The organism is Bradyrhizobium sp. Arg237L, assembly GCF_029990105.1.
Classification (GTDB): Bacteria; Pseudomonadota; Alphaproteobacteria; order Rhizobiales; family Xanthobacteraceae; genus Bradyrhizobium.
Window position 1 is genome coordinate 1 of record NZ_JAQMIL010000136.1, and the last position, 10,491, is coordinate 10,491.

Consider the following 10,491-nt stretch of genomic DNA (forward strand, 5'->3'; position numbering starts at 1 on the left):
GGGCTCGAAGCCTTCCAGCGCATCAAATTTGGTACCAGTCTGGCGCTCCGCGATGTGTGAATCGGACAGCCCTTCCGCGGGGAGAGGTCGGATTGCGAAGCAATCCGGGTGAGGGGCTCTCTCCGCACACGCGTCTCTCACCGCCTGCGCGGAGAGAGCCCCTCACCCCAACCCTCTCCCCGCGAAGGGCGGGGAGAGGGAGATGAAGCAGTTCCCCGCCCTACTCCGTCACGGGCTTGTCGGAGATGTCCCAGTCCTTGCCGTTGAAGATCGAGATGTAGAGTGTCTTCATCGGCGTGTAGTCCTCGGGCGTGTAGCTGAAATTGACGCCGTCGAGGAAATAGGGCGAGTGGAAGCCGGCGAGCGTGGTGGCGTGCTTCAGCACATTGGCGCGGGTGAGATCGTCGCCGCAGCGGCGCAGGATTTCCGCCATGGTCGCGACCTGGCCGTAGCCGGCGAACGCGATGGTGTTGTCGGGATCGACATTGGGCAGATATTTCTTCCGCAATTCCTCGAAGGCGAGCACGTCCGGGTCCTTCTCGAAGCGCGGCACGCCGACCTCCTTGGCATAGCGGATCGCGACGATGCCGGTTGCGTTCTCAAGCCCCGCGGCGTTCAGGATCGAGCGGCCGGTCGAGCCCGCCGACAACAGATGCAGCGGCTTCCAGCCGAGCTCGGCCACCTTGCGGATCGACTGCGACGTCGCCTTGCCGGTGGTGATGTTGTAGAAGACGTCGGCGCCCGATTTCGAGAGATTGATGAGCTGCGAGTCGACGGTCGGATCGGTGAGATCATAGGTCTGCTCCATGATCACCTGCGCCTTGCCGCCGGCATCCGCCAACACCTTCTTGAACGGCCCGAGGAAATCGCGGCCGAAATCGTCGTTCTGGTAGAGGATGCCGACTTTCGCGTCCGGCTTCACGGCCACGACGTGCTTGGCCAGGATGCGCGCTTCGGTCGGGTAGAGCGGCAGACCGGCCATGGTCCACTTGAAATTCTTCGGGTCATTCCATTTCGACGCGCCGGTGTTGAGCAGCAACTGCGGCACGCCCTTGGAATTGAGATATTTGTGCACGGCGGTCTGCGGCGCGGTGCCGAGCGAACCATAGAGCGCGAGCACTTCCTCCTGCTCCACCAGCCGACGCGTGGCCTCGACGCATTTCGGCGCGCTGTAGGCGTCATCCATGGTCAAGAACTTGACCTTGCGCCCGTTGATGCCGCCCTTCTCGTTCAGCATCTGAAAATAGGCCTCGCCGACGCGCCCGAGCACACCGTACAGCGAGCCGGGGCCGGAATGCGGCACGGTCTGGCCGAGCTTGATCTCGGTGTCGCTCGAGCCCGGATCATATTTCTTCTCGGCGGCCCAGACATAGGGCGCGGGCAAGGTGGACGCGGCGAACGCACTGATGGCGGTGGCGCAGAACTCGCGCCTGGTTTGCTTTTTCATTGTTGTTGTCTCTCCCTAGACGACAACAATGATCAACATTCCGCCTTGCTCGGCAATACCGAACATTTGCCTTTGCGACGCAATGCCGCTTGAGCAGTTCCGCGGCGCGGAAAAGATAGCGTGTAGACTCAAGTTTTGCCCGATGTCGTAGCGCGGGTGGAGCGCAGCGCAACCCGGGACATCTGTCTCCGCGTCTGCGGGCTGCCCCGGGTTACGCTGCGCTCCACCCGGGCTACGGCACTTACATCTTGCTCGCGACTACGACCAGGCCAGGGACGGGGACGCGACCTTCGTTGCGCGTGGAGGCGGGCTGCAGCGCCGATAAGTTCAGGCCTGCGGCCTCGATCGCGGCACCGATGTAAGACTCGCCGTGCGCATAACGCAGCCCGTCGCCGATCACGACGCCTTCGCCATCATGCGTCTCGACGGTGAAGGCGACGACGCCACCGGGCGCCAGCACACGTCCGGCCTCGGCCAGAACAGATGCGAGGTCGCAGACATAGACCATGGCGTCGGCCGCGAGGATGAGGTCGGCGCTGGCATCATCCCTAACGCGCAGACCGTTCAGCATGTCCTGAACCTCGAGATCGGCATAGAGGCCGGTGGCGCGCGCCTGCTCGATCATGCCCGCCGACAGGTCGATGCCGATGAAGCGATCGACGTTCTTGGCAAAGGCGGCCGCACCGAGCCCGGTGCCGCAGCCGAGATCGATGCCGCGCTTGAAAAAGGCCGGCTTGTTCGCAGCGGTGCGCGCTGAGAGCACCGCCTTGAGCAATAGCGACGGGCCGCGATAGCCGAGATCGTGCAGCAGGGCCTCGTCGAAGCGCGGCGCGTATTGATCGAACAACGCCTGCACATAGGCCTTCGGCATGTCGGACAGTCCTTCCGCGCCGAGTTGCATCAGATGCAGGCTGGCGCCGTGATGGTCCTGTGGATCGCCATCGCGGGCCCGGCGGAAAGCTGCGATCGCCGCCTCGCGTTCGCCGAGCTTTTGTCGGATCTCGCCGAGCACGAACCAGGCGGAGACGAAATGCGGTGCGAGCTCGATCGCCTGCTCGAGCAGGTCGGCGGCGGCGGCGAGATCGCCCCGCATTTGCAGGTCGCGCGCGAATCCATAGCGGCGGTCGGCAACGAGATCGCCGGAGGACAGGAAGAGACGTCTAGGCATACGTCAAGGAACCATATCGTCATGGCCGGGCTCGGACCCGGCACCGAAAACAACGCTTTTTCCGGGAGATGGAAGCGCGGGTCAAGAGGCGCATGGGTAGCTAAACATCGCGACCATACTGCCTATATAGGCGGCATGCGTCCCCAAGACATCCTGATGCCAGTTGCCGCCGGTCTCTGCTGCAAACCGGGGGGCTTTCATATCGATCCGGTCCGCCCGGTCGAGCGCGCGATCATCACCCATGGCCATTCCGACCATGCGCGGGCCGGCCATGGCGCGGTGCTGGCCACCCAGGAGACGCTCGACATGATGCGGCTGCGCTATGGCGACAATTTTGCCGGCTCCACACAGGCGGTTCGTTACGGCGAGGAGATCAGGCTCGGCGACATCAAGGTGAAATTGCATCCCGCCGGCCATGTGCTGGGCTCGGCGCAGATCGCGGTCTCCTGCAAGGATCTCTGCATCGTCGCCTCCGGCGACTACAAGGATGCGCGCGACCCGACCTGCGCGCCGTTCGAGATCGTGCCCTGCGATGTCTTCATCACGGAGGCGACCTTCGGCTTGCCGGTGTTCCGGCACGGCAATGCGGCGGACGAGGTGAAGAAGCTATTGGCATCGGTGGCGCTGTTTCCGGAGCGCGCGCATCTGGTCGGCGCCTATTCGCTCGGCAAGGCGCAGCGCGTGATCGCGCTGCTCCGCGAGGCCGGCTATGACGCGCCGATCTATCTGCATGGCGCGATGGAGAAGATCACGCGCTATTACGAGAGCCGCGGGATCGCGCTCGGCGACTTGCGCCCGGTTCGCGGCATGAAGAAGGCCGAGCTTGCCGGCACCATCACGCTGGCGCCGCCGACGGCGACATCAGACATCTGGACCCGGCGCTTTCCCGATCCCGTAACCGCGTTTGCCTCGGGCTGGATGCGGGTGCGCGCCCGCGCGCGGCAGCGCGGCGTCGAACTGCCCTTGGTGATCTCTGACCATGCCGACTGGGACGGGCTGACCGCGACGATCGGCCTAACCGGCGCCGGCGAAGTGTGGGTGACGCACGGCCAGGAAGACGCGCTGGTGCATTGGTGCAAGACCAAGGGTCTTGCCGCGCGTCCGCTCGATCTCGTCGGCTATGGCGACGAGGAGGAGACCGAGGCCGTGCTCGAGGGCGAGGAAGGCGAGGCATGAACCGTTTCGCCGAACTGCTGGATCGCCTCGCCTATGAGCCCGGCCGCAACAATAAACTCAAACTGCTCACGGCCTATCTGCGCGACACCGAAGATCCCGACCGCGGCTATGCGCTGGCGGCGCTCACCGGCGCGCTGTCGTTCAAACACGCCAAGCCGGGCCTGATCCGCGACCTGATCATGGAGCGCACCGATCCGGTGCTGTTCGGATTCTCCTATGACTATGTCGGCGACCTTTCGGAAACCGTGGCGCTGATGTGGCCGAGGGTGGCGCTGGCCGGCCACAACAATCCTCCGCCGCCGACGCTGACCGAGGTCGTCACCCGGCTGCGCACGCTCGGCAAGACCGAACTGCCGACGCAGCTTGCGCGCTGGCTGGACGAACTCGACGAGACCGGACGCTGGGCGCTGCTAAAGCTCGTCACCGGCGCGATGCGGATCGGGATTTCGGCGCGGCTGGCGAAGACCGCGGCCGCGGCACTCGGCGAGAAAGACCCGCACGAGATCGAATTGATGTGGCCGGGGCTGGCGCCGCCCTATCTCGATCTGTTCGCCTGGCTGGAGGGCCGGGCCGAAAAACCTGTCAACCGCGACCCGGCGCCGTTCCGCCCGGTGATGCTGGCGCATGCGATCGAGGATGCGGATTTCGCCAGTCTCGATCCGGCCGATTTCATCGCCGAATGGAAATGGGACGGCATCCGCGTGCAGGCGGTTTCAGGCCGCGACGAGCGCGGGCACTTGCAGGTGCGGCTGTATTCGCGAACCGGCGAGGACATCACCAACAGCTTTCCGGACCTGTTGCCCTCGCTGCATCTGCCCGGCGCGATCGACGGCGAGCTGCTGGTGCTGCGCGACGGTCGGGTGCAGACCTTCAACGTGCTGCAGCAGCGGCTGAACCGCAAAGTCGTGTCGCCGAAACTGATCAAGGATTATCCGATCCATCTGCGCGCCTATGATCTGCTCGGCGACGACGAGAACGATCTGCGCGAACTGTCGTTCGAGGAGCGTCGCGCGCATCTGGAAAGCTTCATCAAGAAGCTCGCCGATCCGCGCATCGACCTGTCGCCGACCGTCCCCTTCACCGATTGGCCCGCGCTGACGGCGGCGCGCGCCGATCCCGCCGGCGCCGGCGCCGGGCTCGATGCGGAAGCGGTCGAGGGCGTGATGCTGAAGCGGCGCGATGCGCCGTATCTGCCGGGACGGCCGAAGGGACAATGGTGGAAGTGGAAGCGCGATCCGCACATCATCGATGCGGTCCTGATGTATGCGCAGCGCGGCCACGGCAAGCGCTCGTCCTATTATTCCGACTATACCTTCGGCGTCTGGACCAATGGCGATGCTGGCGACGAGCTGGTGCCGGTCGGCAAGGCCTATTTCGGCTTTACAGATGAGGAATTGTTGCAGATCGACCGCTTCGTCCGCCGCAACACCACCGAGAAGTTCGGACCCGTCCGCCATGTCGTGCACGAGCCGGACCAGGGGCTGGTGCTGGAAGTCGCCTTCGAGGGTCTGCAGCGCTCACCACGGCACAAATCGGGCGTCGCGATGCGCTTTCCGCGCATCAACCGATTGCGCTGGGACAAGCCGCCGCGCGAGGCCGACCGGCTGGAGACGCTGGAGCGGATGCTGAAGAGTGTGACGGCAAATTAAAGGTTCCAGGCATGTATGATAAGCATTGACGGCGCGGCGCGGGTTCCCCATGTGCTCCGCCTTGCCTATAATGCGGATGCAGACCCGCGAGGAGACAGCAATGCCTGACGACGTCCGTGACTTGCCGGCCAGCCAGAATGACGGTTTGTACCGCTTTCTCGGCGGCTCGCCGCTGTCGGTCGCCTTCCGGCTGATCCTCTTGTCGATCCTGGTCGGCGTGGTGCTCGCGGCTGTTGGATTCGATCCCTGGAACATCATCCACAGCATCCGCCTGCTGTTCCAGCGACTGTGGGACCTGGGCTTCGACACCATCAACTGGCTGTGGCGCTATTTCCTGCTTGGCGCCGTGATCGTGATCCCGGTCTGGCTGTTGTCGCGGCTGTTCGGGACGCCGCGCGGCCGCTAGCTGTCGCGGACCGGGGCGATGCAACTGCGATTTGTCGGCTGCGGTGACGCCTTCGGCTCCGGCGGCCGCGCGAACACCTGCTTCCACGTCACCGGCAGAAGCGTCAATTTCCTGATCGATTGCGGCGCGTCCTCGCTGCCGGCCATGAAGCGGCTCGAGATCGCGCGCGATGAGATCGATCTGATCCTGATCACGCATTTCCACGGCGATCATTTCGCCGGCCTGCCGTTCTTCCTGCTCGATGCGCAGTTCTCGCGGCGCAGCCGGCCGCTGGTGATCGCCGGGCCTGAGGGTATCGAGACGCGACTGCCACAGGTGATGGAAGCGCTGTTCGAGCATTCGTCGAAGACAAAGCAGCGCTTCGATCTCTCCGTCGTACCGCTGGTGCCGGAACAAAGCCGCAGCTTCGGCGCGGTGAAGGTGACGCCCTATCCGGTGGTGCACGGCGAATCCGGCGGGCCGTTCCTTAGCCTTCGCATCGAGGCCGAGGGCCGCGTCATCAGCTACAGCGCCGACACCGAATGGACCGAGGCGCTGATCCCGGCGGCGCGCAACGCCGACCTGTTCATCGCGGAAGCCTATGCCTACGACAAGATCGTCAAGAACCATCTCAGCCTGACAACGCTGGAAGCGCATCTGCCCGAGATCGGCGCCAAGCGGCTGGTGCTGACCCATATGAGCGATGATATGCTCGGCCGCGTGGACGAGCTGCCCTACACCACTGCCAGCGACGGCATGGTGGTGGTGTTCTAGAAGATGCACGCACCAAACCCATCCGCGGAGGTCACGAGCAGGCAGGTATTCGCCATCGCGGGTCCCGCGATGATCGCGAACCTGACGACGCCGCTGATTGGGATCGTCTCCACCACCGCGATCGGACGATTGGATGACGCGGCGCTGCTCGGTGGGGTCGCGATGGCCTCCGTGCTGTTCGACTGCATGTTCTGGCTGTTCGCATTCCTGCGCATGAGCACGGTCGCCTTCACCGCCCAGTCGCTCGGCGCCGGCGAGACGCAGGAACTGCGTGCGATCCTGGTGCGCGGCTTCATCGTCGCGGCAGTCATCGGCGCCGCGCTGATCGTGCTGCAGGTGCCGCTCTCGGCGATCCTGCTCAGCGCGATGGGCGGCAGCGAGGGCGTCACCGCGGCCGCGAAGACCTATTTCCTGATCCGCATCTGGTCGGCGCCGCTCGCGCTCGCCAATTACGTCGTGCTCGGCTGGCTGATCGGCCAGGCGCGGGCGACATTGGCGCTGTCGACGCAGATCGCGATCAACGTCGTCAACATGGCAGCGACCATGCTGCTGGTGCTGGTGTTCAATCTCGGCATCGCCGGCGCGGCGGTCGCCGCTGTGATCGCGGAAGCGGCCGGGCTGGTGCTCGGCATCCTCATTGCGCGGCATCTCACCGGCGGCAACCTCGACATCCCGCCCGGCACGCTGTTTGCGCGCGAAAAACTGATGCGGATGCTCGCGGTCAACCGCGACATCATGATCCGCACCGCAGCGCTGATCACGGCGTTTTTGTTCTTCACCGCGCAAGGCGCCCGCGCCGGCGACGTCACGCTGGCGGCGAACGCGGTGTTGAACAATTTCCTCCTGGTCAGCGCCTTCTTCCTCGACGGCCTCGCCAATGCCGCCGAGCAGCTCTGCGGCCGCGCCTATGGCGCGCGCGACCGCTATGCGTTTGCCGGCGCGGTGCGGCTGGTCATCGTCTGGGGCTTTGTGTTCGCGCTCGCGGTGATGGCGGCGTTCGCGCTGTTCGGGCCGGCGCTGATCGATATCATGACCGCGAACACGGAGGTGCGGCAGGCTGCACGCGCGTTCCTGCTGTTCGTGATCCTGTCGCCGCTGCTGGCGGTGTTCGCCTTCGCCTATGACGGCGTCTATATCGGCGCGACCTGGGCGCGCGACATGCGCAATCTGATGGTGCTGTCGCTCGTGATCTTCCTCGCCGCTTGGTTCCTGCTGCGCCCCTTCGGCAATGCCGGGCTGTGGACCGCGCTGCTGGTGCACTACGCCGCGCGCGGCGGATTGGAAGCGCTGCGCTATCCGGCGCTGTTCAGGGCGTCATTTCTCAAGCCGTAGATGCCGTAGCCCGGATGGAGCGCAGCGCAATCCGGGGCCTTCAGTGTTGCGGAGAGCGGCTTCCCGGATTGCGCTTCGCTCCATCCGGGCTACGAAGACTCTACCGCACCGGCCAGTCCTCGGCCGTGATGGTCGCGGCATCAGCGCCGACGATTTCGGACAGCGAGTCGCGGCCGGTGCGCAGGAGCGTCGAGGAGAGATCGCGCTTGATGTCGTCGACGAGACCGAGGCCCTTATAGACCAGCGCGGAGTAAAGCTGGATCAGGCTGGCGCCAGCGCGGATTTTTGTCAGTGCGGCGCCGCCGGAATCGATGCCGCCGACGCCGATCAGAGGAAACGCGCCCTCCGCGCGCACATAAGTCTCCGCCACCATCCGCGTCGACAGGCGGAACAGCGGCCGGCCGGAGAGGCCGCCCTGCTCCTTCGCGCGGGCCTGCTCGCGCAAGATCGAGGGCCGCGCCAGCGTGGTGTTGGCGACGATCATGCCGTCGACGCGCCGCGAGCGCGCAATGTGGACGACGTCGTCGAGTTCGGCGAGACTTAAGTCCGGCGCGATCTTCAAGAGCACCGGCGAGTCGCCGGCATTCTTCCGCACCCGCTCGCGGGTATCGATGACCCGCGCCAGGAGGTCGTCGAGCGCCGCCGATTGCTGCAGATTGCGCAAGCCCGGCGTGTTCGGCGAGGACACGTTGATGGTGAAGTAGCTCGCGACCGGCGCAAAGGTCTCGATCAGCTTCACATAGTCGGCGGTACGATCAGGCGAATCCTTGTTGGCGCCGACATTGACGCCGACGATGCCGGAAAGATGCGCGCGGCTGGCGAGCCGCCGCAGCACCACCGCCGCGCCGTCATTGTTGAAGCCCATGCGGTTGATGACGGCCTCATCCCGCTCGAGCCGGAACAGCCGCGGCCTGGCATTGCCGGCCTGCGGCAGCGGCGTCACCGAGCCAATCTCGACAAAGCCGAAGCCGAGCTTGAGCAGCGCATCGGGCGCTTCCGCGTTCTTGTCGAAGCCCGCGGCCATACCGATCGGATTGGGAAAATTCAAGCCGAACGCTCGCACGGCGAGCTTCGGGTCATCCAGCCGCTGGCGGATCGGCGGCAGGAAGCGCAGGCCCTGGATCGCCAGCCGGTGGGCGTCCTCCGGATCGAGCCAGCGCAGCAGCGGCAGCGAGACGGCATCGAAGGCGCGGATCACGGGAGCTGCTCCGGGATCACATGGGTGCCGTCGGCGCGTGCCGGCAGGTCGTAGACCGCGGTGACCGCACCGAGATCGAGCTCGCCATAGAGATGCGGAAACAATTCATCGTTACGGGAAGGCTCCCAGCGCAGGGCGTCACCGAGTGCATCAGCGTCAACCGCGATCAGGAACAGGCCGGTCTGACCGAAAAAGTGCTTCCGCGCGGTCCCGGCGAGTTGGGATGCGGTGGAGAAGTGGATGAAACCGTCGCGCAGATCGTCGGCACTACCCCGATACACCCCGGCCCGCTCGGCCTCGCGCCAGGCCGAGGCAGGGCTGATTTTATAGATCGTGCGCACCTTTCCGGTGTCCCCTGCTTGTCGCTTGAGTCTGTTGGGGTTTTCCCGAAACTGGTCGGGTCAATGAGGGAACGTATCGACGCCCGTGGCGCAACTCAAGCGCCACAGCAGGGCCGATTGGGGACATTTGCGGAAAGCCGCAGGTTCCGGCAATAATTCCTAAATCCGAACGGCGGAATTCCGATGGTCAGACCGCCCAAGCAATCGCGCCTGCTCACCCACGGCCAGGTCTGGGCCGCGCTGGACCGGCTTGCGGAGCGCGCCGGAATGTCGCCGTCCGGGCTTGCCCGGCGCGCCGGGCTGGACCCCACGACCTTCAACAAGTCCAAACGCATCACCGCCGACGGCCGCGAGCGCTGGCCATCGACCGAATCGGTCGCCAAGGCGCTTGCCGCGACCAATGTGTCCATCGACGCCTTCGTGCAGTTGATCGGCGATGGCGGCGGCCGCGGCGGCCCCTCGGTGCCGCTGATCGGCCTCGCCGAGGCGGCGGCAAGCGATGCTTTCGACGACAACGGCTTTCCGACCGGCAAAGGCTGGGACGAGGTGGCGCTGCCGACGATCCCGGACGAGCACGCCTACGCGCTCGAAATCTCCGGCGATACGCTGCGGCCGGTTTTCCGCGAGGGCGACATCATCCTGGTGTCGCCCTCAACCCCGATCCGCCGCGGTGACCGCGTGGTGCTGCGGACGAAGGACGGTGAGATGCTGGTGAAGGAGTGCAAACGCCGCACGGCAAAGACGCTCGAATTGCAGTCGTTCAATCCGGCGGAGCCGGATCGCACGCTCGCAGCCGAGGATGTGGCCTGGATCGCGCGGATCGTGTGGGTGAGGCAGTGAGGGCAGCGCAGGCGAAGATACCGCTCCGCACATGCTTGATACGTCGAACCAGGTTTCGAGGGCTACGACTTCGAAGCTTGAATCACATCCGTAACGGATCCGCCAATGCACTAGGGTCTGTTGGGATTCATCGGGAGTTTATCACGGCAGCGGTCAGATGGATCATGGCTGCGAAGCTTTG

10 protein-coding genes are annotated in these 10,491 nt (G+C 65.2%); 6 read left to right on the top strand and 4 right to left on the bottom strand.

Annotation, left to right across the window (positions count from 1 at the left end):
* Positions 1 to 220: 220 nt before the first annotated feature.
* Positions 221 to 1,447 (bottom strand): ABC transporter substrate-binding protein, encoded by a 1,227-nt coding sequence (locus OZ411_RS41900; RefSeq protein WP_282532643.1) that lies wholly within the window; start codon positions 1,445 to 1,447, stop codon positions 221 to 223.
* Between the two features lie 241 nt (positions 1,448 to 1,688).
* On the bottom strand, positions 1,689 to 2,615 hold the full coding sequence (locus OZ411_RS41905; RefSeq protein ID WP_282532644.1) for a methyltransferase domain-containing protein: 927 nt from the start codon (positions 2,613 to 2,615) through the stop codon (positions 1,689 to 1,691).
* Positions 2,616 to 2,750: 135 nt separating this feature from the next.
* Here OZ411_RS41905 and OZ411_RS41910 point away from each other — a divergent pair, with 135 nt between their 5' ends.
* The 5 genes from OZ411_RS41910 (at position 2,751) to OZ411_RS41930 (ending at position 7,931) form a co-directional block, all read left to right on the top strand.
* Positions 2,751 to 3,791 carry a ligase-associated DNA damage response exonuclease gene (locus tag OZ411_RS41910; RefSeq protein ID WP_282532645.1) on the top strand — a complete coding sequence of 347 codons (1,041 nt, stop codon included), beginning with the start codon at positions 2,751 to 2,753 and terminating at the stop codon, positions 3,789 to 3,791.
* Entirely contained in the window at positions 3,788 to 5,440 is a 1,653-nt protein-coding gene (locus OZ411_RS41915; RefSeq protein WP_282532646.1) for an ATP-dependent DNA ligase, read from the top strand. Before OZ411_RS41910 ends, OZ411_RS41915 begins: the two co-directional genes overlap by 4 nt.
* A 100-nt stretch (positions 5,441 to 5,540) precedes the next feature.
* Positions 5,541 to 5,846 carry a DUF6460 domain-containing protein gene (locus OZ411_RS41920; RefSeq protein WP_165421018.1) on the top strand — a complete coding sequence of 102 codons (306 nt, stop codon included), beginning with the start codon at positions 5,541 to 5,543 and terminating at the stop codon, positions 5,844 to 5,846.
* Between the two features lie 18 nt (positions 5,847 to 5,864).
* Complete coding sequence (locus tag OZ411_RS41925) at positions 5,865 to 6,599, top strand: MBL fold metallo-hydrolase (protein WP_282532647.1); 735 nt, start codon at positions 5,865 to 5,867, stop codon at positions 6,597 to 6,599.
* Positions 6,600 to 6,602: 3 nt separating this feature from the next.
* Entirely contained in the window at positions 6,603 to 7,931 is a 1,329-nt protein-coding gene (locus OZ411_RS41930) for an MATE family efflux transporter (protein WP_282532648.1), read from the top strand.
* A 100-nt stretch (positions 7,932 to 8,031) separates the two neighbouring features.
* On the opposite strand, the gene OZ411_RS41935 is transcribed toward OZ411_RS41930, so the two are convergent.
* Positions 8,032 to 9,129 (bottom strand): quinone-dependent dihydroorotate dehydrogenase, encoded by a 1,098-nt coding sequence (locus tag OZ411_RS41935; protein ID WP_130577671.1) that lies wholly within the window; start codon positions 9,127 to 9,129, stop codon positions 8,032 to 8,034.
* Positions 9,126 to 9,470: a DUF952 domain-containing protein gene (locus OZ411_RS41940; RefSeq protein WP_282532649.1), complete on the bottom strand. Its 345-nt coding sequence runs from the start codon at positions 9,468 to 9,470 to the stop codon at positions 9,126 to 9,128. Before OZ411_RS41940 ends, OZ411_RS41935 begins: the two co-directional genes overlap by 4 nt.
* Before the next feature lie 183 nt (positions 9,471 to 9,653).
* Between OZ411_RS41940 and OZ411_RS41945 the strand changes: the two genes are divergently transcribed.
* On the top strand, positions 9,654 to 10,310 hold the full coding sequence (locus tag OZ411_RS41945) for a helix-turn-helix transcriptional regulator (RefSeq protein WP_207234408.1): 657 nt from the start codon (positions 9,654 to 9,656) through the stop codon (positions 10,308 to 10,310).
* Positions 10,311 to 10,491: the final 181 nt, after the last annotated feature.